The organism is Nocardia sp. IFM 10818 (assembly GCF_054655275.1).
The window spans coordinates 564,020-587,323 of sequence record NZ_BAAHJH010000001.1; the positions used below are offsets into that span (position 1 = coordinate 564,020).

Here is a 23,304-nt window from a genome sequence, read left to right on the forward strand (position 1 = left end):
CGAAGTGATTGCGGACGATCATGGCGTCATGCGATCCGGAGGAGCCGAACTGGCGGCGCTGGCCACCCTGCTGGCCGACCGCACGCGGGCCGATATCTGCCTGGCCCTGCTGGACGGCCGGGCGTGGACGGCGGGTGAGCTCGCCCGGCACACCGGGGTGGCGGCCTCCACCGCGACCGAGCATCTGAACCGGCTGCTGGCGGGCGGGCTGCTCGCGGAGCGGCGGCAGGGGCGGCATCGGTATGTGCAGCTGGCGGATTCGCGGGTGGCGGAACTGCTGGAGGCCATGGTCGCCTATGCCGGACCGCCGCGCACCGAGGCGACGGGGCTGAAGGCGGTCACCGTCGCGGCCACCCTGGCGCGCGGGCGGACCTGCTACGACCATCTCGCGGGCCGGCTCGGCGTCGCCATCACCGATGCGCTCACCGCGCGCGAATTCCTCGATCCCGATGCGGGTTTCGCCCTCACCGGCAGCGGTCTGGCCCTGCTGACCGGACCGCTCGGCATCGATCCGGCGGCCCTGCGCAAGACGCGCCGCCCGGTGGCCAAGCCCTGCCTGGACTGGACCGAGCGGCGCACCCATCTCGGCGGCGCCGCCGGGGCGCAGGTGTGCCGCCGCTTGCAGGAACTCGAGTGGGTCAAGCGGATCGGCTCCGGCCGCGCCATGGCGGTCACCGCGAAAGGCGAAGCGGGACTGCGTGATCTGCTCGGCATCGAACCGGCCGCGCTGGCCTAGCTATTGCCACCCGGGGCGGACCAGCCCGGATTCGTAGGCCATGACCACCAGCTGCGTGCGGTCGCGCGCATTGAGCTTCAACAGGATCCGGCTGACGTGCGTGCGGGCGGTGGCGGGGCTCATGAACAGCCGCTCGGCGATCTCGGCATTGGTGAGCCCCTCGGCGACCAGCGTCATGACCTCGCGTTCCCGGTCGGTGAGCTCGGAGAAACTGCCCTCGGGCGCGGGTTTGGCGTGGGTGGCGAATTCGGCCACCAGGCGTTTGGTGACGCTGGGCGAGAGCAGCGCCTCGCCGCCGGACACCACGCGCACCGCCTTCACCAGATCGGCGGGCTCGGTGTGCTTGACCAGGAATCCGGTGGCCCCGGACCGCATGGCCTCGAAAACGTATTCGTCCAATTCGAAGGTGGTCAGCACGACCACCTTCACCTCGGCCAGCTCGGGTGCGGCGGCAATGGCGCGGGTGGCGGCCAGCCCGTCGAGCACCGGCATGCGGATATCCATGAGCACCACATCGGGGACGAGCTCGCGGGCCAGCGCCACGGCCTGCTCGCCAGTGTCGGCCTCGCCGACCACCTCGATATCGTCCTGCGCGTTCAGCAGTGCGACGAACCCGCCGCGCACCAGCGCTTGATCATCCGCGATCAGTACTCGAATGCTCACGAAACCTCCCGTATCGCCGGCACGTCGAACCTAGGCGGCCGGTTCCGGATGTGCCAGGTGGATGGGCAGGCGCGCCTCCACGCGGAAGCCGCCGTCGGGTTTGGGCTCGGCCAGCAGGCGGCCGCCCAGGGCGTGCGCGCGCTCGGTCATGCCGGTGATGCCGTGCCCGCCGCTGGGGGTGGCGAGCGGCGGCCGGTCGGGGCGGGTGTTGTCAATGGCCAGGTGCAGCCGATCGGCCGAATATCGCACGGTGACAAGGACACTCGCGCCGGGCGCGTGCCGTACCACATTGGTGAGCGATTCCTGCACGATGCGCGCCGCCGTCACGTCCACCACCGACGGCAGCCGTTTGGGCGACCCGGTCACGATGGTGCGCACCAGCACGCCCGCGGTCCGCGCGGACTCGGTGAGCCCGTCGAGATCGCCGATGCCGATGGCCGGGGTGGTGGGCGCGGTGGTGGTGCCCGCACTGGAGCGAATGGACCGCAGCAGCGCGTGCACCTCGCCGAGCGCGTCCTTGCTGGCGGTCTTGATGGCGGCCAGGGCGGTGGCGGCCTGCTCGGGCTTGCGATCGATCAATTCCAGGGCGACCGAGGACTGCACATTGATCAGCGAAAGGCTGTGCGCCAGCACATCGTGCAGATCGCGGGCGATGGCGAGCCGTTCCGCACTGGCCCGCTGCTCGCGTTCGGCCAGCTCCCGGGCGCGCTGCGCCTGCTCATTGCGCCGGGCCTCCTCCTCCCGCTGCCGCCGCGCCAGCACGGCCGCGCGGCGCTGCCGGATGCCCTCGGCAATGGCGACGAGCACCACGAGCCAGGCCAGCAGCCCGAACTCCCGCCAGCCATTGCTCTCGTAGCCGCGCCATCCGGGCACCGGCCACACCATGAGCAGATAGCCGAGCGGCACGACAGCGTATGTGTACCAACGGGATCCGATGACGGCGGCGGTGAGGAAGGCGATGATGAGCGAGAGGAAGATCGGGCCGTAGCCGTAGCCGATGAGCACATAGGCGGCGTTGGCGGCCAGCACCCCGTAGAACACCGGATACGGGTACACCTGCCGCACGATCAGCAGCAGCGGTCCCGCCACCAGCAGTGCGTAGCCGAGCACGTCCAGGGCGCGCATATCCGGTTGGTGCTGATTCGCGAAGGTCCCCGCGATCACCGTGATCGCGGCGACCGCCGCGGCCAGCGGTACGTCCCACCGCCCGATTCGTCCCCCACTCGTCTCCATAGCTGAACCGTAGCGCCGTACGCGGCCCGGCGGCACCGCTCCGGACCAGAAATACGTCCGGATACGTATGCCGGATCGGGCTCCGCGGCGGATGTTCCGCCGCAGGTCGGAGCGGATCGTTGAACCCATGAACGAAGCAGAATCCGATAGCGGCCGTCGCGAGCCCTCCGTGGCTACGCAGGCTGCCTCCTCCGGGCTCGACGCGACGGCCGCGGTCGTCAATACCGACCGGTTGACCAAACGCTACGGCTCCCACACCGCGGTGGACGCCGTGAGTATGAGTGTCCGGCGCGGTGAGATCTACGGATTCCTCGGCCCGAACGGCGCCGGCAAGACCACGACCCTGCGCATGCTGGTGGGCCTCATCTGGCCCACCGACGGCGCCGCGACCGTGCTCGGCCGATCGCCGGGCCATCCGGAAACGTTGTGCCGCATCGGTGTTCTCATCGAGGGCCCGGGCTTCTACCCGTATATGTCCGGCCGCGACAACCTGCGGGTGCTGGCCCGCTATCGGGGCGCCGGCCGTGGCGAGGTGGACCAGGCCCTGGCGCGGGTGGGCCTCACCGCCCGCGGCGGCGACAAGTTCCGCACCTACTCCCTCGGCATGAAGCAGCGGCTCGGCGTGGCCGCGGCCCTGCTCGGCCATCCCGACCTGCTGATTCTCGATGAACCCACCAATGGTCTCGATCCGGCCGGCATGGCCGAGATGCGGGAGCTCATCACCGGACTAGCCGCCGACGGGCACACCGTCGTGCTGTCCAGTCACCTGCTCAGCGAAGTGCAGGAGATCTGCGATCGCGTCGGCGTCATCTCCGGCGGGCGGCTGCGCACCGAGTCCACGGTGCGGGAATTGCGCGGCGCGGCATCGCTGTTCGTCCGCGCCGAACCCCTCGAGCTGGCCTTCCCGGCGGTGCGCCGGGCGGTCGGCGACCGGTCCGCGCTGCTCACCGCCACCGGCATCAGAGTCGATGCCGGTGTGGCACAGGCGCCCGCGGTGGCGCGCGCGGTCATCGAGGCGGGCGCGGACCTGCTGGAACTGCGCAGCGATGAGAAGTCCCTGGAAGAAGTCTTTTTCGAGATGACGGAGAGCGTGAAATGACCGACCTACTCGCGTCCACCCGGGCCGAACTGCTGCGCCTGCGCACCTGGCCCGCCTTCTGGATCGTGCTCGGGACGTGGATACTGCTGAATCTCACCTTCGCCTACCTGTTCAACTATCTGGCCTACACCTCCGGAGACAGCGGCCGGATGTCCAATGGCCAGCCGCGAGATGTGCTGTTGCAGTTGATGCTTCCGGCCGCCGTGCCGGAGGTGTTCACCCAGGGCATGGCCCTGTTCGGCGGGGCGCTCATGCTGGTGCTGGGCGCGCTGGTCATCGGCAGCGGCTACGGCTGGGGCAGCTGGAAAACCGTTCTCACCCAAGGCCCGTCGCGGGTCGCGGCCGTCGGTGGAGTGGTGATCGGCCTGGCGGTGACGGTGGTCGCGCTGGTGATCGCCGCCTTCGTGATCGACACCGGGGTGGCGGCGCTCATCGCCGCGACCGAGGGGCAGTCCCTGGCGCTGCCCGCACCCCGGCAGGCCGCGCTCGGAATCGGCGTCGGCTCGGCCATTCTGGGCATGTGGACCCTGGCGGGTGCGCTCATCGGCGCGATCGCCCGCGGCCCGGCCCTGGCCGTCGGCCTGGGCCTGGTGTGGGTGCTGGTGGTGGAGAACCTGCTGCGCGGCGTCGCGGGCATCTTCGAGCCGATCGAGATCCTGACCGACCACTTGCCGGGTACGGCCGCCGGATCGCTCGCGGGCTCCATGCGCACGGTGGGCGGCGGCGGCCCGGCCACCCCGGGCGTACTGGATGTGCTCGGCCGCACCGAGTCCCTGGTTGTGCTGACCGCCTACCTCGCGATCTTCGTGGCGGGCACGGTGTGGCTGATCCGCCGACGCGACATGATCTGAGCGGCAATCGAATACCGCTGGCAAGCGACCGTCCGTACACCGCGGGCGGTCGCTTCGTCGTGCCGAAGTCCTATGCGGCCGTGCCGATCACGCCGTGCGCCAGCCGCGTGAGCGCGGCGCTGATCTGCTTCGAGCTCAGTCCACGCTCGCGCTGGTGCTGATAGACCTCCGCGGCCAGCGGTGCCAGCAGCGCGTCGACCAGCGGATCCGGTTCCGCCACACCGGCTTCCACGAGCAGCGACCGCACGTGCACGGCCCAGAACTGATAGGCGCCCGTCCGGAACCGGGCGCCGCCGGCCTCCGCGCCGAGCACCAGATTCGCGTGCGTCTCGAGCAGCTCCACCATGGCGGCATAGAACGCGGCCAGCCGTTCGGCGGGCGGTGCGCCGGGCCCCAGCGGCGGCTCCCCGCGCAGCAGCTGCTCCTGGATCGCGCGCTCGTGTTCGTCCAGCAGGGCGGTGGCAATGGAGACGACATCCGGATACCGGCGATACAGCGTCCCGCGCCCGATCCGAGCCGCCTTCGCGATGTCGTCCATGGTCACCCCGCGCGGATCGCGGGCGGCGAACAGCTCCGCCGCGGCGCTGAGGACCTTGGCGCGATTGCGCGCCGCATCGGCCCGTTCGGTCCGTGCGGCCGAGCCCGATTCCGTGACGAGGGGCAAGTCCACCATGCCGACCACTGTATCCGAATCCCGGAATAAGTGGACAGAATGTCCGGTTGAGGTCATTATCGACACGGAAACGGACACAAAGTCCACTTATTGGAGGTTCGAAATGCCCGCCCTGCTGCACCTCGACGCCAGCGCCCGCCGCAACTCCCTCAGCCGCGAGCTGAGCTCCGTCTTCGCCGATGCCTGGCGCGCGGAACATCCCGGCGGCGACTACGTCCACCGCGATCTGGCCGCCGAGCCGATCCCGTTCATCGGCGAGGGCTGGACCGAACTCTGCGATGCCGTTCTTGCGCAAGGAAATACGGATCTGGATCGGCTCGCGGAGCTCGCGGTCTCACCCGCCCAGCGCGCGGCCTGGGCCATTGTCGAACCCCTGCTCGCCCAAGTGCGCGCCGCGGACGTGATCCTCATCGGCACGCCCATGTACAACTACTCGATCCCGGCGAGCCTCAAGGCCTGGCTGGATCAGATCACCTTCCCGCGAATGTCCCTCGCCCCCAGGCGTTTCGTAGTCGCCACCGCCCGCGGCGGGGCCTACTCGCCGGGTGCCCCGAAGGCCGTCTACGACTACCAGGAGCGCTACCTGCGCGACTTCTTCGCGGGCCATTTCGCCGTGCACGACACGGTTTTCATCAATGCGGAGCTGGTGAACTCGCGCCACGACCCGGCGCTGGCGCACCTGCGCGACAAGCACGACGCCTCCTACGCCGCCGCGCTCGAGACCGCCCGCCGACTCGGCAAGGAGTACTGAAATGAACTGGCTGATACTGGGTTTGGCCGGATTGGTGGAGATCGCGTGGTCGCAGTCCATCAAGCCGACGGAGAACTTCACCAGGCCGCTGGCCACCCTGGTCTGCTTCGTGCTCGGAGCCGCGGCGGTGTACCTGCTGTCGGTATCCATGCGGACCCTGCCCGTCGGCACCGCCTACGCGGTCTTCACCGGCATCGGGGCGGTGGGCGCCATCGGGCTGGGCGTGCTGGTGCAGAAGGATCCCATGAGCCTGGGCCGGATGCTGGCGCTGGCCATGATCGTCGGCGGCATCGTGCTGGCTCGGGTGACCAATCCCGAATGATCGGCCCGGCGAGCGGTATCTTCTCGCCCATGGACGTTGCGCCGATACGGCCGCCCGACCTCTCCGCGCGGCCCTTCTTCCTGGTCGCCGAACGAATCATGGCGGCCTCGCCCGAAGAGCTGTACCGCATGATCACCCAGCAGCTGAGCCTCTGGTTCGCCGATCCCGGTTCGGTGCTCAGCCGTCCCGCGGTGAACGAGCCGTTCTTCTTCACCGCGGGCGGCGGCCATCCGCACTACGGCCGCTTCCTGCGCCTGATCCCCGATCAACTGGTGGAACTCACCTGGGTGACCGGCGCCGGCGGCACCGAGGGCGCGGAAACCGTTCTCACCGTGGAACTCACGCCGCACGGCGCGGGCACCGCGCTGCTGCTCACCCACGCCGGATTCCCGCACGCGGCGGCCCGTGACCGGCACGAGAAATCCTGGCCGCTGGTCCTGGAACAGTTGGACCAGCGGGCCACCGCACCGGTCTGACGGGGAGTACGTTCGAACGCGGACGGCTTCCCTCAATCGAAAGGACAGTGATGCCAGTACGTACCGCACGCACCGCTTGGACCGGCGGGCTGCAGGACGGCTCCGGCCAGGTCGAACTCGTCAGCTCGGGCGTCGGCAAGTACGACGTTTCCTTCCCGAAGCGCTCGGCCGACAATGCCGACGGCACCACCAGCCCCGAGGAGCTGGTCGCCGCCGCGCACTCCTCCTGCTACTCCATGGCGCTGTCCGCGCAGATCGCCGCGGCCGGCGGCACGCCGCAGAGCCTGGATGTCACCGCCGATGTGACGCTGGGCCCGGATCCGGCGGGCGGGTTCCGCATCTCGAACATCAAGCTCACCGTGGTCGGCCGGGCCGCGGGCATCGACGAGGCGGGCTTCCTCGCCGCCGCCGCGGCCGCCAAGGCCGGCTGCCCGATCTCCAAGGCGCTGGCGGGCGTCGACACCATCGAGCTGGACGCCACTTTCGAGGCGTGAGTTCCCGATTCCGGCCCGGGGGTAATCGAAAGAGCTACGCCCGGGCCGGAGTCGTTTCCCATGGTCGGCTGTGGAACTAACTCTTTCGTCTATTTCTCGCCTTGAATCGGACATCGGGCTCGTAATGGGCCATTGCTCGTAATTAGCCTGGCGATCATGTCGTCGTCGAAAACCGTAGATGCACAGCAGCGATCGGACCCCGCCCCCTCATTGCCCCGGGTTCTGGCACTCGACGCCGCGCGCGGTATCGCCGTCCTGGGCATGTTCGCGGTCCACGTCGGACCGCAGCCGGCCGTGCCCGGTGGCGATTCCTGGCTGACCATCTTCCAAGGGCGGTCGGCGGCACTGTTCGCCGTGCTGGCCGGCGTCTCGCTGGCCCTGATGTCCGGCGGACAGCGGCCCTACACCGGGAAAGCCGCACAGCGCGGCATGGTCCGCATCGCCGCCCGCGCGGTGATCGTGGCGCTGCTCGGATTGGCCCTCGCGCTGCTGCACTCCGGTATCGGCATCATGCTCATCCTGACCTACTATGGTCTCTACTTCCTGCTGGCGTTGCCGTTCCTGCGCGCGAGCGCGCGCACACTGGCCCTGCTCGCGGCGGTGTGGGCGATTGCCGGTCCCGTCGTCTCGTTCCTGATCCGAAGCCGTATGGAGCAGAACAGCTTCGGCGGCAGCCCCACTCCGGAGATGCTGACCTCGCTGTCGGGGCTGCGGGAGATGGCGGAGATGCTGCTGTTGACCGGTGCGTATCCGGCGCTGTCGTGGATGCCGTTCGTGCTGGCCGGAATGGCGTTGGGACGGCTGGGAATTCGTGCGCTGCGCCCGGTGTCGGTCATGCTGGCCGGTGCGGGTCTCGCGGTCCTCGGCTACGGCGGATCGTGGCTGGCGCAGCATCCCTTCGGCGGGCGCGCGCATCTCGCCGACCTGATCACGCAGAGTCTGGGCGCGGCCGGGGTGGCGGATGTCGATCCCGGCGCGATCATCGACGCGGGCAATTTCGGGACGGTCGCCACGTCGAGCTGGTGGTGGCTGACCGTCGCCACCCCGCACAGCGGCACGCCGTTCGAGGTGATCGGCGCGACCGGCGCGGCCTTCCTGGTCATCGGCGCACTGCTGGCCGTCACGCCGCGCGCCGGGATCGCCTTGCGGCCCTTGATCGCCGCCGGTTCGTGCGCGCTGTCGCTCTACATCGTGCAGGCCGTCGCCGTGAGCGTGCTGGTTCCGATCCCGGACGCCGACGCCCAGGCGCTCCCCGGCGGCCTCCACGGTCCGGGGTGGCCGCTGCTGACGCTGCTCGTGCTCGGCTCCCTGGCGCTGGCGACCCTGTGGCGCAGTGCATTCCGCCGCGGCCCGGCGGAATGGGCGCTGCACGAGATCAGCTGGCGCACAGCGAAACGGGCGGTGCCCGTCGGATGACCGGCACCGCCCGTTCGGATCGTCGGTAGACTACGCCGCGGCCGAATCCTTTTCGCGCACCCCGCGAGACGCGAATTCGGTCAGCGCCGCGAAGGCCAGGCCCAGTGACAGCCACAGCGTGGCGGTCTCGGCCAGCGAGGCCACCCGGAACTCCCACAGCAGCGAAGCCGGGAAGTCGGACTTCACCTCGTCGACGCCCGGCAGCAGGATGTAGCCCACGGCCGTGATGAGCACGAAAGCCGCTACCGCACCGATCAATCGAAGGGTCGGCAGGCTGCCGCGCAGCAGCTTGAACACGTACACCCCGACCCCCACGGCCGCGAAACCGAGCAGCACCACCGCGACCCACAGCCAGGTGCGGTCATTGATGGTCTCCGGATCGCCCACGGCGGGCGGATTGGCCGGGTACTTGAAGAACGGCACCGCGACAATGGCCAGCCAGCCACCGGCCGCGAGCCCCAGCGACAGCCGCGCGCCCGGCAGGGTGGTGTAGCGGCGGGCCACATTGGCCACGGTGGCGAAAATGGCTCCGATGGCCAGGCCGTAGATGCCCAGCGCCAGGAACTGACCGGCCTTCTGGCCGGTCCGGCTCACCAGGGGTTCTTCCTCGTCGCCATGGGAATGCCCGCCCGCCTGGGCCTCCTCTATGGCAATCGCCGCTTCCACCTTGGGTTCCCCGAGGAAGTACCCCACGGTGCCCGCCAGCAGGCCCGCGATGAGGCCGGCCAGCAGGCCGCGCAGCAGCAGCGTCTTGAGCGAACCCGTCAACTGCTGGGATTCGCTCAGTGACACGGGACGCCCAGCAGGTGCCGTCCATCGTGCATGAGCTCGTGCATGAACATGCCGCTGCGCGAGATCGCGCCCTGATCGAAGCCGACCAGGTACAGCGTGAGCAAAGCGAAAAGAACGACAGCCGCGGACACGAGCAGCGGGGTGAGCGCGTCGCCGGTCCGGCCGGGGGAGTGGACGATGGCCATTCGAGTCCTCCTTGGGGATTTCGCGTCCCCATCGAGTTGGGTGCGACGGTGCCGGTGTCTGGCTCTCCCGGCACCTCACCAGACTCGGCTCGAGTGCTTGGAACTACAGTGGCGCGACCGCCCCGGAATCACACCGGGTTACTCGCCACCGTCGCGTACTTCATCTCGAACTGTGACAGCTCACCTGGCCATACGTCAATCAGGCGCGCTTGCCCGCCACGTCCAGGACCACCTCGAACTCCAGCAGCGAGGCGCCGGTGGCGACGGGCTTGCGGGCCTCGCCGGCATGCGCCTCGCGCGCCGGGCCGTCCCGCCAGGCGGCGAAGGACTCTTCCGAATCCCACTGCGTGACAACGAAGTACCGGTTGTCACCGGCGACCGGGCGGAGCAGCTGGAAACCCAGGAAGCCGGGGGAGTTCTCCACGGCGTGCGCGCGATGGGCGAAGCGCTTCTCCAGTTCGGGGCCCGCGCCCTCGGGAACCTCGATTGCGTTGATCTTGACGACTGCCATGGAGTGGAGGGTACTCCCGGCGCCCGGGAATGCCGCGGGCACGGAACGAGGGCGGGAGCGGCGTCGTATCGTCAGCATGGTGTTGTACGACGAAGGCGGCGCGGGCGCGCCGATTCTGCTGCTGCACGGGCTGATGGGCAGTGCCCGCACCTGGCGCGGTCAGCTGGACTGGTTGCGCGAATTCGGGCATGTGTACACGTTCGACGCCGCCGGGCACGGCCGCCCCGCACCGGACGAGCTCACCACCGAAGCCTTCGTGGCCGATCTGGCGGCGGCCACCGCGCGCATTACCGAACCCATGGTGGTGATCGGGCATTCGATGGGCGCCCTGCACGGCTGGGTGTTCACCGCGGCGCATCCGGCGCGGGTGCGGGCGCTGGTGGTCGAGGACATCGCGCCCGATTTCCGCGGCCGCACCGCCGCGCACTGGGCGGCCATGATCGAGGCGTGGCCGCAGCCGTTCGCCGACGCCGCCGCCCTGGTCGAGTTCTTCGGCCCGGTCGCCGGTCGCTACTTCCTCGACTCCTTCGAGGAGGGTCCCGACGGGTACCGGCTGCACGGCGAGGTCGCCACGTTCCGGGACATCTCCGAGGAGTGGGGCGCCCGCGATTTCTGGGCCGAGTGGAAGTCCGTCACGGTCCCGGCGCTGCTGATCGAGGGCGAGCACACCATCACCCCGCCCGGGCAGATGCGCGAGATGGCCGCGGTGCACCCCGATGCCCGGCATGTCGTGGTCCCGGGCGCCGGGCATCTGATCCACGATGAGGAACCCGCGCTCTACCGGGCCGAAGTCGAGGCGTTCCTGCGCCGGATCAGAATTTGATGGCGGGTGCCTTCAGTCAGTGGGGGGTGGCGTCGTATGCTCGGCTCGCAGTCAAACCGGAACGAATGGGTGACCAATGATCGACTTCTCGATTCCCGCCGAGCTCGCCGCCGAACGTGATCGGGTCCGGCAGTTCGTCATCGACAAAATCGTCCCCTTCGAGCGTGATCCGCGGCTGACCGCGCACGGCCCGAACGACGATCTGCGCCAGGAACTGGTCGAGCTCGCCCGCGCCGAGAAGCTGCTGACCATTCAGGCCCCTGTCGAACTGGGCGGTCGCGGGCTGACCCATGTGGAGCAGGCCGTGCTGTACGAGGCCGCCGGCTGGTCCACCCTCGGCCCGGTCGCCATGAACTGCGCCGCCCCCGACGAGGGCAATATGTTCCTGCTCTCCAAGATCGCCAACCCGGAGCAGACCGCCAAGTACCTGCAGCCGGTCATCGACGGTCATCAGCGTTCCGTCTTCGCCATGACCGAGCCCGGCGGCGCGGGCTCCGACCCGAACCAGCTGGCCACCGAGGCCGTCTTCGACGGCGAGAACTTCACCGTCAACGGCCGCAAATGGCTGATCACCGGCGCCGACGGCGCCAAGACCTGGATCATCATGGCGCGCTTGGCCGCCAACCCGCACCTGCCCGAGGGCCCGACGCTGTTCGTCACCGCCGGCGACACCCCGGGCATCGTCATCGAGCGGGTCATGAACACCATGGACCGCAACTACGTCGGCGGCCACGCGGTGGTCAACTTCGAGAATCTGGTGCTGCCGCGCGAATCCGTGCTCGGCGAGACCGGCCAGGCGCTGCGCTACGCCCAGCTGCGGCTGGCCCCCGCCCGCCTCACGCACTGCATGCGCTGGCTGGGCGCGGCCGAGCGGGCGCAGTCCATCGCCGTCGACTACGCCAAGACCCGCACCGCCTTCGGCAAGCCCATCGGCGAGCATCAGGGCGTGTCGTTCATGCTGGCGGACAACGAGATCGCGCTGCACCAGTGCCGCCTCACCATCTGGCACGCCTGCTGGCTGATGGATCAGGGCGAGAAGGCCCGGCACGAGAGCTCCATCGCCAAGTCGTATGTCTCCGAGGAACTGTTCAAGGTCACCGACCGCTGCGTGCAGGTGCTCGGCGGCATCGGCATCAGCGATGAGACGGTGGTGGAGATGATCTTCCGCGATATGCGCGCCTTCCGCCTCTACGACGGCCCCACCGAGGTGCACAAGTACGCCATCGGCCGCAAAATACTGCGTTGAATTTGCCTACGCTTCGCTCCGGCTGTTCGCGGCCCTCGCGACCCCGATCTTCCCTCCTCCGCTCCTCCGCTTCGCTCCCGCTTCCGCTCCAAGCGCGGGGAGGCGGAGCGCAGTCCAGATCGGGGCGGGCCGCGAACTCGGGGGTGGTCGACCCCGGGCGTGGCGGACCAGCATTGCACTAGGATTTGCGCGTATGAGTTCGGAACTGCACGTCGACGTCTCCGGCGGCGTCGCCGTCCTCACTCTGAATCGTCCCGCCCAGCAGAATGCGCTGACTCCCGCCATGGCCGCCGAACTCGGTGCGGCGCTACGGCGCTGCGATATCGAGGACGCTATCGGCGCGGTGGTCATTACCGGCACCGCGCCCGCGTTCTGCGCGGGCGCGGATCTGTCGCTGCAGGTCGGCGAGGTCAACGGCCTCATCGATCCGCCGCCGTTCCGGATCCGCAAGCCCGTCATCGCCGCGGTGAACGGGCATGCCGTCGGCATCGGGCTGGAGATCGCGCTGCAGTGCGATCTGCGCTACGTGGCCCGCGATGCGGTGTACGGCCTCAACCAGGTTCGCCGCGGCGCGCTCGCCGACGGGTACGCGCACTGGACCCTGCCCCGGCTCATCGGCAGCGCCAACGCCGCAGATCTGCTGCTCACCGGCCGCACCTTCGACGGTGACGAGGCGCGGGCCATGGGCCTGGCCAATTCGGTCCTGCCCGCCAGCGAGGTGCTGCCCACCGCCCTGGCCGTGGCGCACGATATCGCGCACGGGTCCGCCCCGCTCCCGGTCGCCCTGTCCAAGCGCCTGCTGTGGGAAGCGCCGACCATGACCCCGGAGACCGTGGGCCGCTTGGAAACCGAGCTCAACGACTACGTCGCCAAGAGCGCCGACGGCGGGGAGGGCGTGGCCGCGCTCAAGGATCGCCGCCAGCCCAAGTGGAGCGGCAGCGTGAGCACCGAATGGCCGGCCTGGGACGCCGTCACCGGCGGCGAGGCGCGCCCCGGGCTGGACTGAGCCTCAGGCGTTTCCGCCGAGGGCCATGAGCAGGAACAAGGTGCCCATGATGATCATGAAAATGGTGCCGACAATGCCGAGCACATAGCCGACCACCACCTGCACCCGGCCGCCGTACTCACCGCCGGACGCCTCGATCTCATTGAGCGCCCGCCGCCCCAAGACCCAGGCCACCGGCCCGAGGATGCCGCAGCAGAAGACGCTGAGCACCCCGAGTAGCAGCACCGTCGTCGCATACTCGTGCTCGACGGTTGGGCCGATGGGCTTCTCGGGGATGACCACCGCCCGATTTTACGGTCGCAGCCCCGTTGCGAACAGGGTGACGCGCGGGATTCGGTTGCGCCACTTCGCTCATCGCGACGGTGGCGCCACCCGAACCGGCGAGAATCAGGCGCGGCGCTGGCGCGCGACCTCGGCGAGCACCACACCCGCCGCCACGGACGCATTGAGCGACTCGACCGGACCGGCCATCGGAATCGACAGGATCGAATCGCAGGTCTCGCGCACCAGGCGCGACAGGCCCTTGCCTTCGGAGCCGACCACGATGACCGTCGGTGCACTGCCGTCGAATTCGTCCAGGGTGGTGTCGCCGCCGGCGTCCAGGCCCACGATCTGGAAGCCCTGATTCGCCCAATCCTTCAGCGTGCGAGTGAGATTGGTGGCGCGCGCGACGGGCAGGCGGGCGGCCGCGCCGGCGCTGGTGCGCCAGGCGACGGCGGTGACGCTGGCGCTGCGGCGCTGCGGAATGACCACGCCCTGGCCGCCGAAGGCCGCCACCGAGCGGATGACCGCGCCCAGGTTGCGCGGATCGGAGATATTGTCCAGCGCGACCAGCAGCGCGGGCTCACCCGAGGCGCGGACCTTGTCGACCAGATCGTCGGGGTGGGCGTACCGGTACGGCGGCACCTGCAGGGCCAGGCCCTGGTGCATGCCGTTGTGGCTCATCTTGTCCAGGTCGGTGCGCGGCACCTCGAGAATGGAGATGCCGGTATCCGCGGCGATCTTCACCGATTCGGTGAGCCGGTCGTCGTTCTCGGTGCCCACGGCCACGAACAGCGCGGTGGCCGGAACACCGGCGCGCAGGCACTCCACCACCGGATTGCGGCCCAGCACCAGCTCCGGGCCCTCATTGTCCTTGCGGCCCGGAATCGGGCGGTTGGCATCGCGGGTGCGCGCCTTGGCGGCGCCGGCCTCCGCCTTGGCCTTGGCCTTGGCGCGCTTGGCCGCGGGATGATAGACGCGATCCTCGGCCTTGGGGGTGGCGCCCTTGGGCGCGAGGGCGCGGCGGCGCTGCCCGCCGGACCCGACGGTCTGCCCCTTCTTGCTGCCCGACTTGCGCACCGCACCGCGTCGCTGAGAATTCCCTGCCATCACTTCGCCTTCCGTATCACGCGGGCATCCCGCATCGAGCCGGCCGCGGGCGCACCCGCTCACGGTCGATCATGCGGGATACCTGCATCCGGACGACGCAGCGAACGGCTGCGCCACTGTAAAACTTGTGCCGCCGAATGGCGGTGCTGGTTACCCATTCTCCTTGGTCAGGGTCCACTCCGGACCCCGCGGGGTGTCGGTGACCTCCACGCCGGCGGCTTTGAGCCGGTCGCGCACCGCATCGGCGGTGGCCCAGTCCTTGTCCGCGCGGGCCTGTTGGCGGCGCTGCAACTCCGCGCCGATGAGTACATCAAGGGCGCCGATGGCGGCGGAATTGTCGGCGGGCGCGGCCCAGTGCGCGTCCAGCGGATCCACGCCGAGAATGCCCAGCATGGCCCGCACCTGACCGGCCAGCAGGCGCGCACCCGACAGATCGCCGGCCTCGAGGGCCCGGTTGCCGTCGTTCACCACGCGATGGATCTCGGCCAGCGCCCGGGGCACCGCGAGGTCGTCGTCCAGCGCGTCGGCGAAACTCTCGGTCCAGGCGCCGACCGCGACCTCGCCCGCGCGCTCGACGACCCGCTGCACGAAGGCCTCGATCCGCTGATACGCGGTCGCGGCCTCGGTGAGCGCGTGGTCGGAGTACTCCAGCATGGACCCATAGTGCGCGCTGCCCAGGTAGAACCGCAGCTCCACCGGCCGCACGCCGACGCGTTCGAGCACATTGGGGATCGACAGCACATTGCCCAGCGATTTGGACATCTTCTCGCCGCTCATGGTCACCCAGCCGTTGTGCAGCCAGTAGCGGGCGAACCCGTCCCCGGCCGCGCGCGACTGCGCGATCTCGTTCTCATGATGCGGGAAGACCAGATCCATTCCACCGCAATGGATATCGAATTCCGGTCCGAGATAGAACTCGGCCATGGCAGAGCATTCCAGATGCCAGCCCGGCCGGCCCGGACCCCACGGCGACGGCCAGCTCGGCTCACCCGGCTTGGCGGCCTTCCACAGTGTGAAGTCGCGCTGATCCTTCTTGCCCTGCCCGGCGCTCTCGCCCTGGTGCACATCGTCGAGCTTGTGTCCCGACAGCTGCCCGTACTCCGGATAGCTCAGCACGTCGAAGTAGACATTGCCCTCCGACGGATAGGCGTGCCCGCGCGCGATGAGCCGCTCCATCATGTCGATCATCTGGGTGATGTGCCCGGTGGCGCGCGGCTCCGCGGACGGCGGCAGCACACCGAGAGTCTCGTAGGCGCGGTCGAAGGCGCGCTCGTGGGTGGCGGCCCATTCCCACCACGGCCGGCCGTGCTCGGCGGCCTTGTTCAGGATCTTGTCGTCGATATCGGTGACATTGCGAATGAAGGCGACATCGAAACCATTGGCGCTCAGCCACCGTCGCAGCACGTCGAACGCGACGCCGCTGCGCACATGCCCGATGTGCGGTTCACCCTGCACGGTCGCGCCACACAGGTACACCGAGGCGTGGCCGGGGACCAGCGGCGTGAATTCACGCAGGGTCCGCGTCTCGGTGTCGTTAAGGCGCAGAGTCACGACAGAGCATCCTAGCTTCTGGGATAGGGCGGAATTCGGGCGGATACGGCTGTAGTTCGCCGTGCAAGGAAATCGCGTTAACGCCGGTCCGGATTCAGGACCGACAACAGAGCAGGGCATTGGCGATGGCCGCCACGCCCTCACCGCGGCCGGTCAGACCCAGGCCGTCGGTGGTGGTGCCCGAAACCGATACGGGGGCACCGAGAATCTCGCCCAGAACCTGCTGCGCCTCGGCGCGGCGCGGCCCCATCTTGGGGCGATTGCCGATCACCTGCACCGCGGCATTGACGATGGTGAAGCCCGCCTCGTCCAGCAGCCGCCGGACTTCCTTCAGCATGGCCGCGCCGGAAACGCCTTCCCATTCCGGGCGTCCGGTACCGAAAACCGCGCCGACATCGCCGAGACCGGCGGCCGACAACAGCGCGTCGCACAGCGCGTGCGCCGCGACATCGCCATCGGAATGACCGGCGCAGCCGCTGTCGCCGTCGAAGAGCAGGCCCGCCATCCAGCAGGGCCGCCCGGGCTCGATGGGATGCACATCGCTGCCGATACCGGTGCGCAGAGAGGTGGGATCGATCATGGGGCCGCCACCACCTCTCGGGAATCGTTCTGGGCCACCAGTGTATTCGCCAATACCAAATCGAGGGGCGTGGTGATCTTGAAAGCCAGGGGATCGCCGGGCACGGTCCGCACCGTGGCCCCCAGCAATTCGACCAGACCCGCGTCATCGGTCGCTCGAGTTCCGGTCGAATAGGCCGCGCGCAGCAATTCGGCCTCGAACCCCTGCGGGGTTTGAATGGCGCGCAAGCCGGATCGATCGGGCGTTCCGGTCACCGCGCCCGCCGCGTCCACGGCCTTGATGGTGTCGGTCACCGGCAGGGCGGGCACCACCGCCCGGGCGCCGGCCCGCAGCTCGGCCACCACGCGCGCGATGAGCGACGGCGGCGTGAGGGCACGGGCCGCATCGTGCACGAGCACATGGGTGGCATCGGGTGCGGCGGCCAGGCCGGCGCGCACCGAATCGGTGCGCTCGGCGCCGCCGGGCACCACGTGCACCGGCGTGTCGGTCACCGGGAGCAGGGCTCGGGTCTCGTCGACGAGTTCGGCGGGCACCATAACCACAACCTCGTCGACGGAACCGGAGGAGATCAAGCCATTGACCGCCAGTGTGAGCATGGGACTGCCGCCGACCGGTACGAACGCCTTCGGTGCATTCGCACCCAGGCGCACGCCCATGCCGGCGGCAGGAACCAACGCTACGACACGGCGGTGTTGCTCGGTGAGCAGAGCAGAACCGTGCGTTTCGTTCACGGTCAGGAGGCCGCGGCGAGGACCTCGTCGAGCAGGGTCTCGGCCTTGACGTCGTCGGTGCCCTCGGCGAGCGCGAGCTCCCCGACGAGGATCTGGCGAGCCTTGGCCAGCATCCGCTTCTCACCGGCGGACAGGCCGCGGTCCTGCTCCCGGCGCCACAGATCGCGAACGACCTCGGCCACCTTGTTCACATCGCCGGAGGCGAGCTTCTCGAGGTTGGCCTTGTAGCGGCGGGACCAGTTGGTCGGCTCCTCGGTATGCGGAGCGCGCAGTACCTGGAAGACCCGATCCAGGCCCTCCTGGCCGACGACGTCGCGGACGCCGACATACTCCGCGTTCTCAGCGGGAACCCGAACGGTCAGATCGCCTTGCGCGACCTTCAGGACCAGATACTCCTTTTGCACACCCTTGATGGTGCGGGTTTCGATAGCTTCGATCAGCGCCGCTCCGTGGTGGGGGTAAACGACGGTGTCTCCGACCTTAAAAATCATGTGTCCCGTGCCCCTTTCGATGTTCACAGTTTAACATGCGACTCGGTAACGGCGCGATCAACGGCGCAGGTCAGGGCCACAACGAGCCAGCGGCGGGGGTTGACAGAACGCGATGAGTGTGCATCTTGTTGTGCCATAACGGGATACCGCTCAGTTCCGTCAGAACGCATATGCCGATGCCTTCTCCGCATACGCACTGCGCACCCTCACATAAACGACAATGCATCTATTGTGACGCATGACCGGGTGTGTCCTATTCCGGGACGCGTCGGATGCGACCGCCCGCGTGCGAGGCGTGGCGGGACACGCATTACTCTCTTTGACTACTACTCTCCATAGTGGAGTGAGCCGGTCGACATGGAGGACAACCCGTGACTGCCCTGAAAGCCACCTCAGCGTCGAAGATGCGACGGCGTGCCGTGACAGTTGCAGCATTCGCCGCCGGTGCGGTGCTCGCGCTGTCGGGCTGCAGTGCCGGCCAGATCTCGCAGACCGCGACCCAGGTCGCGGCCGTCAACGGTAACGAAGCCAATGTCGGCCAGGTGGCGCTGCGCGACGTGCGCATCCTGCTGCCGCAGTCCGAGCAGTACAACAATGCCAAGGGCGGCAGCGCCGTGCTGGCCTTCTCCGCCATCAACCTGGGCGAGTTCAAGAGCGACGAGCTGGTCAGCATCACCAGCGAGCTGGGCCCGGTGAAGATCGGCGGCAAGATCGAGCTGGGCGCCCAGCAGACCGTCGTGGCCAACCTGCCGGACAAGACGGGCGCGGCCGCGGCGGCCGAGAGCCACGGCGATTCGCACGGCGCGCCGGCCACCCCGGCGGCTGACCAGGGCGATCCGGACGCCACCCCGGTGCTGGTCGAGATCACCGGCCTGACCAAGGACATCACCCCCGGCCTGACCTACCCGGTCACCTTCAACTTCAAGGAGAACGGCACCGTCGTGGTGAACGTTCCGGTCGACGCCGGGCACGAGCTCGAGCGCGCCGTGAGCGAGAAGTCCGGCGGCGAGAGCGAGCCGAAGCCGGCCGGCGGCGGCCACTGAGATACGGAACGGTTACGACAGAGCCCGCTTCGGATCACCGAAGCGGGTTTTGTTGTTTCGGGGGGTTGACGATGTGCGCATCTCACAGTGATGACGAGCCGGTGACCGGAAAGAATCATGAAGGTCCCCGGATGCACGGAACTGTCGGGGCCGCTGGCTAGGCTGCCGGGCGTGGCCAAGGTGAAATCGCTGTACCGGTGCGCGGATTGCGCGCACGAGGTCGCCAAGTGGGTGGGCCGCTGTCCCGGGTGCGGGGGGTGGGGAACCATCGAGGAGATGGCCACCTCGTCCGCCGCGGTGGCGGTGGGGCGGCGCGCCATGCTGCCGAGCACCGCGGCGACGCCGATCTCGAGCATCGACTCGACGCACACGCAGGCGCGCGGGACCGGGGTGTCGGAGTTGGACCGGGTGCTGGGCGGGGGCATCGTGCCCGGCTCGGTGGTGCTGCTGTCGGGCGAGCCGGGGGTCGGGAAGTCGACGCTGCTGCTCGAGGTCGCGCACCGGTGGGCGCGAGCGCGCGGCGAGATCGCGCTGTACGTGACCGCGGAGGAATCGGCGGGCCAGGTGCGCCTGCGGGCGGACCGGACCGGCGCGGTGCACGAGAAGGTCTATCTGGCGGCCGAATCCGATCTGGCCACCATTCTCGGGCATGTCGAGCAGGTGCGGCCGACCCTGCTGGTGGTGGACTCGGTGCAGACCATGCTGGCCGCCGACGCGGACGGCGTGATCGGCGGCGTCACCCAGGTGCGGTCGGTGACCGCGGCGCTGACCTCGCTGGCGAAGGCGAGCGGTATCGCGGTGCTGCTGGTCGGGCACGTCACCAAGGACGGTGCGGTGGCCGGGCCGCGCACGCTCGAGCATCTGGTGGACGTGGTGCTGCAGTTCGAGGGGGACAAGCATTCGACGCTGCGCATGGTGCGCGGCATCAAGAACCGCTTCGGCAGCACCGACGAGGTCGGCTGTTTCGAGATGCGGGAGGCCGGCATCGCGTGCGTGGACGACCCCTCCGGGCTGTTCCTGCACCACCGCGAGACCTCGGTGGCGGGCACGGCGGTCACCGTGGCCATGGACGGCAAGCGGCCCATGCTGGGCGAGGTGCAGGGGCTGACCGTGGACACCCAGGCGCCTGCGCCGCGGCGCGCGGTCAGCGGGCTGGACTACAACCGGGTGGCCATGGTGCTGGCGGTATTGCAGAGCCGCTGCGGGGTTTTCATCGCCAAGAGCGATGTGTACGCGGCGACGGTGGGCGGTATGCGGCTGGTGGAACCGGCCGCGGATCTGGCGGTGGCCATGGCGGTCGCCAGCGCGGCGACGGATCGGGCGCTGCCCAAGGGCATGGTGGTGCTCGGCGAGGTCGGCCTGGCCGGTGAGGTGCGGCAGGTGACCGGGCTCAGCCGTCGGCTGGCCGAGGCCGAGCGGCTCGGGTTCACCGAGGCGCTCGTGCCCACCGGGGTGGAGCGCACGGGCCGCAAGATGACCATTCGCGAGGTCCCGGACCTGGGCGCGGCGCTGGCGATCGTCGGGCTGCGGCAGCGGCGCGGCGGGCGGCCGCGCACCGATGCCGCGGAAATGGCCGAATAATGGCCGGGCGGTGGATGAGCGGGCTGCTGGGCCGCACGGGGATCACTCCGGATGAGCCCGCGGCGGATTCGCGCGGCGGGCACGAGAATTCGGCGGACGCGGTACGGGATGTGATCGCGCGACTGGTGCCCGGAACGCAATTGCGGGACGGGATAGATCGAATTCTGCGGGCGAACACCGGCGGTCTGGTGGTGCTCGGATATGACGAGCGGGTGGAGCGGATCTGCGACGGCGGATTCGAATTGGATGTGGAATTCGCGCCGACCCGGTTGCGGGAATTATCGAAAATGGATGGCGCGGTGGTGCTTTCCACCGACGGCGCCCGGATAGTGCGCGCCAATGTGCATCTGGTGCCCGATCCGGCGCTGCCCACGGTGGAATCCGGGACCCGGCACAAGGCGGCCGAGCGCACCGCGGCGCACACCGGCCACCCGGTGGTCTCGGTGAGCCGCTCCACCGGGCTGGTGACCGTGTACGTGCACGGGGCCCGGCATCTGGTGCAGACCACCCCGGCCATCCTGACCCGGGCCAATCAGGCCATGGCCACCCTGCAGCGCTACCGGATCCGGCTGGACGAGGTGACGCGGCGGCTGTCGGGGCTGGAGATCGAGGATTTCACGACGCTGCGCGATGTGCTCACGGTGCTGCACTGCCTGGAGCTCATGCGGCGCACCGCCGGCGAGATCGACCAGGACGTCCTGGAACTCGGGGTGGACGGGCGGCAGCTGGCCCTGCAACTGAGCGAGCTGGTCGCCGACACCGAGAACCTGCGCCGGCTGCTGGTGCGCGACTACGTGGTGGCGGAGGCGGCGGGGGAGGCGCAGGTGGATCGCGCGCTCACCCGGCTGGACGGGCTGGTCGAGCCGGATCTGCTGGAGCTGTCGAATCTGGCTCCGTCGCTGGGCTATCCGGCCACCCTCGAGGCCCTCGACACCGCCGTCGGCCCGCGCGGCTACCGTTTGCTCGCCCAGATCCCGCGGGTGCCCTTCCGCAGGGTCGAACCCCTGGTGGGCGTCTTCGGCACGCTACGGGCGCTGCTGGAGGCCTCGCAGGCCGATCTGGAAGCGGTCGAGGGCGTGAATGCCCCACTGGCGCGCCGCATTCGCGAGGGCATCGCACGCCTCGGCGAACACGGCTACGCCTAGCCGGGACGAGTACGGCCACGCCCGGCCGGAATCAGGCGATATTGAACGGCTCCGGGGCGCTGCGCACCGAACCGAGCTGCGCCACAACGGTGTAGGGACCCGGCGGCACCGGGACGCGCTCGCCCGCGCAGCTGGGCTGCGAGGTGGAGCCGGTCCAGGTGACCGTGAAGGCGGCCTGCTGGCCGGGATTGAGGGTGCGCACATCCGGTGTGCCGTCCGGATAGCAGTCGGTGCTGGCCCACAGCCGGCGCGCGCCGTCGAGCGACTGCACCGACACCAGCTGCAGGCCCGAACCCATATCGCGTTCACAGGCGGCGCTGGAGATATTGGTGATGACGATGCCGAACACCGGCTGCTCACCGGACTTGTAGGTGGGCTGGCCGACATTCACCTTCACGGCGAGGGACTGATCGGGGCACTGGCCCTGCGCGACCGGGGCCGCGCTGCCGCTGGTCGTGCTGCCGGAGGGTTTGCCCGACTCGGCCGGGGCGGAGGAGCTGCCGGCGGCCTTGTTGGTGGCCTCGGCGGAGGTGGTGGTCTTGCCGTCGGCCTGCTTGTCCTCGCCGCCGCCACCGCGCAGCAGCGCGAACGCCACCCAGATCACCAGCGCGGTGGCGACCACCAGCGCGCCGATCGCCACCAGGCGACGGCGCCAGTAGATTTCCGGCGGCAGTGGTCCATTCGGTTCCAGCACGGTGACAACGGTAAGGGCACGGTCGGGTGCAGCAGCCGCAGGGTCTCGGCGTGTCGGAGGTGAAACAGCCTACGCGCCGGGTAAATTCCGCGGACCCCTGACACTTCCCTTCTACAACCCCGCCCCACTGCGTCAGCAGTGGGGCAGGGGAGACCCTGAGGGGCGCGGTTACACCACCTCGCCGATATTGCCGATCACGCGGTGCAGCTTGATCTGGCCCTCGGCCAGGTTGTAGGTGATGCACGCGATGGCGCACTCGCCGGTGGCGACGCGCTGCGAGATGATCATCGACCGCTGCATGAGCAGCCGCGCCGTCTCCTCGACGTGCCTGGCCTCGAGCTCGTCGACGGTCTCCAGGCCCTCGCGGCGGCCGATGAGGATCGACGGAGTCACCCGTTCGACCACGCTGCGGATGAATCCGCCCGGCACATTGCCGTGATCGAGGGCGTCGATGGTGGCGCGCACCGCGCCGCAGCTGTCGTGGCCGAGCACCACGATGAGCGGCACGTGCAGCACCTGCACGCCGTATTCGATGGAGCCCAGCACCGAGGAGTCCACCACGTGGCCGGCGGTGCGGACCACGAACATATCGCCGAGGCCCTGGTCGAAGATGATTTCGGCGGCCACGCGGGAGTCGCCGCAGCCGAACAGGATCGCCGAGGGCTGTTGTCCACTGACGAGCTTGGCCCGGTCGGCGGCACCCTGGCTAGGATGCTGCAACGTGCCATTGACGAAGCGCTCGTTGCCCTCGCGCAGGGCCTTCCAGGCACTGATCGGGTTGGTATGCGGCATGCGTCCCATTCTCCATAGCGCATCGGTTACCGGCGAGTCCGTGACGTT

28 protein-coding genes are annotated in these 23,304 nt (G+C 69.3%); 14 read left to right on the plus strand and 14 right to left on the minus strand.

The features are described 5' to 3' along the window. The first annotated feature begins 28 nt into the window (after nt 1-28). Nucleotides 29-736, plus strand: coding sequence for an ArsR/SmtB family transcription factor (locus ACYQ5L_RS02720; protein WP_459955240.1), 708 nt, complete (start codon nt 29-31; stop codon nt 734-736). Here the strand turns inward: ACYQ5L_RS02720 and ACYQ5L_RS02725 are convergent, their stop codons facing one another. Both ACYQ5L_RS02725 and ACYQ5L_RS02730 read right to left on the minus strand, forming a co-directional pair. Next, nucleotides 737-1,399, minus strand: a complete 663-nt coding sequence (locus tag ACYQ5L_RS02725; RefSeq protein WP_459955241.1) for a response regulator transcription factor — start codon at nt 1,397-1,399, stop codon at nt 737-739. A 30-nt stretch (nt 1,400-1,429) separates the two neighbouring features. Beyond that, nucleotides 1,430-2,632 carry a sensor histidine kinase gene (locus tag ACYQ5L_RS02730; RefSeq protein WP_459955242.1) on the minus strand — a complete coding sequence of 401 codons (1,203 nt, stop codon included), beginning with the start codon at nt 2,630-2,632 and terminating at the stop codon, nt 1,430-1,432. A gap of 127 nt (nt 2,633-2,759) precedes the next feature. Between ACYQ5L_RS02730 and ACYQ5L_RS02735 the strand changes: the two genes are divergently transcribed. After that, on the plus strand, nt 2,760-3,731 hold the full coding sequence (locus ACYQ5L_RS02735) for an ABC transporter ATP-binding protein (protein WP_459955243.1): 972 nt from the start codon (nt 2,760-2,762) through the stop codon (nt 3,729-3,731). Continuing rightward, nucleotides 3,728-4,582: an ABC-2 transporter permease gene (locus tag ACYQ5L_RS02740; protein WP_459955244.1), complete on the plus strand. Its 855-nt coding sequence runs from the start codon at nt 3,728-3,730 to the stop codon at nt 4,580-4,582. Before ACYQ5L_RS02735 ends, ACYQ5L_RS02740 begins: the two co-directional genes overlap by 4 nt. 70 nt (nt 4,583-4,652) lie before the next feature. On the opposite strand, the gene ACYQ5L_RS02745 is transcribed toward ACYQ5L_RS02740, so the two are convergent. Continuing rightward, on the minus strand, nt 4,653-5,255 hold the full coding sequence (locus ACYQ5L_RS02745) for a TetR/AcrR family transcriptional regulator (RefSeq protein WP_459955245.1): 603 nt from the start codon (nt 5,253-5,255) through the stop codon (nt 4,653-4,655). Nucleotides 5,256-5,358: 103 nt separating this feature from the next. Between ACYQ5L_RS02745 and ACYQ5L_RS02750 the strand changes: the two genes are divergently transcribed. The 5 genes from ACYQ5L_RS02750 (at nt 5,359) to ACYQ5L_RS02770 (ending at nt 8,714) form a co-directional block, all read left to right on the plus strand. Continuing rightward, nucleotides 5,359-6,006, plus strand: a complete 648-nt coding sequence (locus ACYQ5L_RS02750; protein WP_459955246.1) for an FMN-dependent NADH-azoreductase — start codon at nt 5,359-5,361, stop codon at nt 6,004-6,006. 1 nt (nt 6,007) lies between these two features. Beyond that, nucleotides 6,008-6,328: a DMT family transporter gene (locus ACYQ5L_RS02755; protein WP_459955247.1), complete on the plus strand. Its 321-nt coding sequence runs from the start codon at nt 6,008-6,010 to the stop codon at nt 6,326-6,328. A 29-nt stretch (nt 6,329-6,357) separates the two neighbouring features. Continuing rightward, nucleotides 6,358-6,804, plus strand: a complete 447-nt coding sequence (locus ACYQ5L_RS02760) for an SRPBCC family protein (RefSeq protein ID WP_379192311.1) — start codon at nt 6,358-6,360, stop codon at nt 6,802-6,804. A gap of 50 nt (nt 6,805-6,854) precedes the next feature. Then, the gene (locus ACYQ5L_RS02765) at nt 6,855-7,298 is read left to right on the plus strand and encodes an OsmC family peroxiredoxin (protein WP_379192312.1); all 444 of its coding nucleotides are present in this window, start codon (nt 6,855-6,857) and stop codon (nt 7,296-7,298) included. 156 nt (nt 7,299-7,454) lie between these two features. Beyond that, entirely contained in the window at nt 7,455-8,714 is a 1,260-nt protein-coding gene (locus tag ACYQ5L_RS02770; RefSeq protein WP_459955248.1) for a DUF418 domain-containing protein, read from the plus strand. Nucleotides 8,715-8,744: 30 nt separating this feature from the next. Here ACYQ5L_RS02770 and ACYQ5L_RS02775 read toward each other — a convergent pair whose 3' ends face one another. The 3 genes from ACYQ5L_RS02775 to mhuD form a co-directional block, all read right to left on the minus strand. After that, entirely contained in the window at nt 8,745-9,506 is a 762-nt protein-coding gene (locus tag ACYQ5L_RS02775) for a CbtA family protein (protein WP_459955249.1), read from the minus strand. Continuing rightward, a complete protein-coding gene (locus ACYQ5L_RS02780) occupies nt 9,497-9,691 on the minus strand; it encodes a CbtB domain-containing protein (RefSeq protein ID WP_459955250.1) in 195 nt (64 codons plus the stop codon). Before ACYQ5L_RS02780 ends, ACYQ5L_RS02775 begins: the two co-directional genes overlap by 10 nt. Before the next feature lie 199 nt (nt 9,692-9,890). Continuing rightward, nucleotides 9,891-10,202 (minus strand): mycobilin-forming heme oxygenase MhuD, encoded by a 312-nt coding sequence (gene mhuD / locus ACYQ5L_RS02785; RefSeq protein ID WP_459955251.1) that lies wholly within the window; start codon nt 10,200-10,202, stop codon nt 9,891-9,893. 79 nt (nt 10,203-10,281) lie between these two features. On the opposite strand from mhuD, the gene ACYQ5L_RS02790 reads away from it, so the two are divergent. The 3 genes from ACYQ5L_RS02790 (at nt 10,282) to ACYQ5L_RS02800 (ending at nt 13,277) form a co-directional block, all read left to right on the plus strand. Next, the gene (locus ACYQ5L_RS02790) at nt 10,282-11,025 is read left to right on the plus strand and encodes an alpha/beta fold hydrolase (RefSeq protein WP_459963302.1); all 744 of its coding nucleotides are present in this window, start codon (nt 10,282-10,284) and stop codon (nt 11,023-11,025) included. Between the two features lie 76 nt (nt 11,026-11,101). Further along, a complete protein-coding gene (locus ACYQ5L_RS02795; protein ID WP_459955252.1) occupies nt 11,102-12,271 on the plus strand; it encodes an acyl-CoA dehydrogenase family protein in 1,170 nt (389 codons plus the stop codon). 193 nt (nt 12,272-12,464) lie between these two features. Beyond that, nucleotides 12,465-13,277: an enoyl-CoA hydratase/isomerase family protein gene (locus tag ACYQ5L_RS02800; RefSeq protein ID WP_459955253.1), complete on the plus strand. Its 813-nt coding sequence runs from the start codon at nt 12,465-12,467 to the stop codon at nt 13,275-13,277. A gap of 3 nt (nt 13,278-13,280) precedes the next feature. Here ACYQ5L_RS02800 and ACYQ5L_RS02805 read toward each other — a convergent pair whose 3' ends face one another. The 6 genes from ACYQ5L_RS02805 to carD all read right to left on the minus strand — a co-directional run bounded on the left by ACYQ5L_RS02805 (nt 13,281) and on the right by carD (nt 18,001). Continuing rightward, the gene (locus ACYQ5L_RS02805) at nt 13,281-13,559 is read right to left on the minus strand and encodes a DUF4190 domain-containing protein (RefSeq protein WP_459955254.1); all 279 of its coding nucleotides are present in this window, start codon (nt 13,557-13,559) and stop codon (nt 13,281-13,283) included. Between the two features lie 105 nt (nt 13,560-13,664). Then, nucleotides 13,665-14,648, minus strand: a complete 984-nt coding sequence (gene rlmB / locus ACYQ5L_RS02810; protein WP_459955255.1) for a 23S rRNA (guanosine(2251)-2'-O)-methyltransferase RlmB — start codon at nt 14,646-14,648, stop codon at nt 13,665-13,667. 150 nt (nt 14,649-14,798) lie between these two features. Beyond that, on the minus strand, nt 14,799-16,199 hold the full coding sequence (gene cysS / locus ACYQ5L_RS02815; RefSeq protein WP_459955256.1) for a cysteine--tRNA ligase: 1,401 nt from the start codon (nt 16,197-16,199) through the stop codon (nt 14,799-14,801). A gap of 94 nt (nt 16,200-16,293) precedes the next feature. Beyond that, complete coding sequence (gene ispF / locus ACYQ5L_RS02820; RefSeq protein WP_379193091.1) at nt 16,294-16,761, minus strand: 2-C-methyl-D-erythritol 2,4-cyclodiphosphate synthase; 468 nt, start codon at nt 16,759-16,761, stop codon at nt 16,294-16,296. Between the two features lie 14 nt (nt 16,762-16,775). Then, nucleotides 16,776-17,510: a 2-C-methyl-D-erythritol 4-phosphate cytidylyltransferase gene (gene ispD, locus ACYQ5L_RS02825; protein WP_459955257.1), complete on the minus strand. Its 735-nt coding sequence runs from the start codon at nt 17,508-17,510 to the stop codon at nt 16,776-16,778. Between the two features lie 2 nt (nt 17,511-17,512). Continuing rightward, a complete protein-coding gene (gene carD / locus ACYQ5L_RS02830; protein ID WP_019931623.1) occupies nt 17,513-18,001 on the minus strand; it encodes an RNA polymerase-binding transcription factor CarD in 489 nt (162 codons plus the stop codon). Between the two features lie 419 nt (nt 18,002-18,420). Between carD and ACYQ5L_RS02835 the strand changes: the two genes are divergently transcribed. The 3 genes from ACYQ5L_RS02835 (at nt 18,421) to disA (ending at nt 21,770) form a co-directional block, all read left to right on the plus strand. Next, nucleotides 18,421-19,044, plus strand: coding sequence for a copper chaperone PCu(A)C domain-containing protein (locus tag ACYQ5L_RS02835; protein WP_459955258.1), 624 nt, complete (start codon nt 18,421-18,423; stop codon nt 19,042-19,044). A 171-nt stretch (nt 19,045-19,215) separates the two neighbouring features. Continuing rightward, the gene (gene radA / locus ACYQ5L_RS02840; protein ID WP_459955259.1) at nt 19,216-20,625 is read left to right on the plus strand and encodes a DNA repair protein RadA; all 1,410 of its coding nucleotides are present in this window, start codon (nt 19,216-19,218) and stop codon (nt 20,623-20,625) included. Between the two features lie 14 nt (nt 20,626-20,639). Beyond that, the gene (gene disA, locus ACYQ5L_RS02845) at nt 20,640-21,770 is read left to right on the plus strand and encodes a DNA integrity scanning diadenylate cyclase DisA (RefSeq protein ID WP_459955260.1); all 1,131 of its coding nucleotides are present in this window, start codon (nt 20,640-20,642) and stop codon (nt 21,768-21,770) included. 31 nt (nt 21,771-21,801) lie between these two features. Here the strand turns inward: disA and ACYQ5L_RS02850 are convergent, their stop codons facing one another. Then, the gene (locus ACYQ5L_RS02850; protein WP_459955261.1) at nt 21,802-22,464 is read right to left on the minus strand and encodes a hypothetical protein; all 663 of its coding nucleotides are present in this window, start codon (nt 22,462-22,464) and stop codon (nt 21,802-21,804) included. Nucleotides 22,465-22,632: 168 nt separating this feature from the next. Then, complete coding sequence (locus ACYQ5L_RS02855) at nt 22,633-23,256, minus strand: carbonic anhydrase (protein ID WP_459955262.1); 624 nt, start codon at nt 23,254-23,256, stop codon at nt 22,633-22,635. Nucleotides 23,257-23,304 lie beyond the last annotated feature (48 nt).

Bases quoted from the DNA above. Each gene is read 5' to 3' on its own strand.
- ACYQ5L_RS02720 (WP_459955240.1), top strand. From the start codon at position 29: ATGCGATCCGGAGGAGCCGAACTGGCGGCGCTGGCCACCCTGCTGGCC.
- ACYQ5L_RS02730 (WP_459955242.1), bottom strand. From the start codon at position 2,632: ATGGAGACGAGTGGGGGACGAATCGGGCGGTGGGACGTACCGCTGGCC.
- ACYQ5L_RS02735 (WP_459955243.1), top strand. From the start codon at position 2,760: ATGAACGAAGCAGAATCCGATAGCGGCCGTCGCGAGCCCTCCGTGGCT.
- ACYQ5L_RS02740 (WP_459955244.1), top strand. From the start codon at position 3,728: ATGACCGACCTACTCGCGTCCACCCGGGCCGAACTGCTGCGCCTGCGC.
- ACYQ5L_RS02745 (WP_459955245.1), bottom strand. From the start codon at position 5,255: ATGGTGGACTTGCCCCTCGTCACGGAATCGGGCTCGGCCGCACGGACC.
- ACYQ5L_RS02750 (WP_459955246.1), top strand. From the start codon at position 5,359: ATGCCCGCCCTGCTGCACCTCGACGCCAGCGCCCGCCGCAACTCCCTC.
- ACYQ5L_RS02755 (WP_459955247.1), top strand. From the start codon at position 6,008: ATGAACTGGCTGATACTGGGTTTGGCCGGATTGGTGGAGATCGCGTGG.
- ACYQ5L_RS02760 (WP_379192311.1), top strand. From the start codon at position 6,358: ATGGACGTTGCGCCGATACGGCCGCCCGACCTCTCCGCGCGGCCCTTC.
- ACYQ5L_RS02765 (WP_379192312.1), top strand. From the start codon at position 6,855: ATGCCAGTACGTACCGCACGCACCGCTTGGACCGGCGGGCTGCAGGAC.
- ACYQ5L_RS02770 (WP_459955248.1), top strand. From the start codon at position 7,455: ATGTCGTCGTCGAAAACCGTAGATGCACAGCAGCGATCGGACCCCGCC.
- ACYQ5L_RS02780 (WP_459955250.1), bottom strand. From the start codon at position 9,691: ATGGCCATCGTCCACTCCCCCGGCCGGACCGGCGACGCGCTCACCCCG.
- mhuD (WP_459955251.1), bottom strand. From the start codon at position 10,202: ATGGCAGTCGTCAAGATCAACGCAATCGAGGTTCCCGAGGGCGCGGGC.
- ACYQ5L_RS02795 (WP_459955252.1), top strand. From the start codon at position 11,102: ATGATCGACTTCTCGATTCCCGCCGAGCTCGCCGCCGAACGTGATCGG.
- ACYQ5L_RS02800 (WP_459955253.1), top strand. From the start codon at position 12,465: ATGAGTTCGGAACTGCACGTCGACGTCTCCGGCGGCGTCGCCGTCCTC.
- rlmB (WP_459955255.1), bottom strand. From the start codon at position 14,648: ATGGCAGGGAATTCTCAGCGACGCGGTGCGGTGCGCAAGTCGGGCAGC.
- carD (WP_019931623.1), bottom strand. From the start codon at position 18,001: ATGATTTTTAAGGTCGGAGACACCGTCGTTTACCCCCACCACGGAGCG.
- disA (WP_459955260.1), top strand. From the start codon at position 20,640: ATGAGCGGGCTGCTGGGCCGCACGGGGATCACTCCGGATGAGCCCGCG.
- ACYQ5L_RS02855 (WP_459955262.1), bottom strand. From the start codon at position 23,256: ATGCCGCATACCAACCCGATCAGTGCCTGGAAGGCCCTGCGCGAGGGC.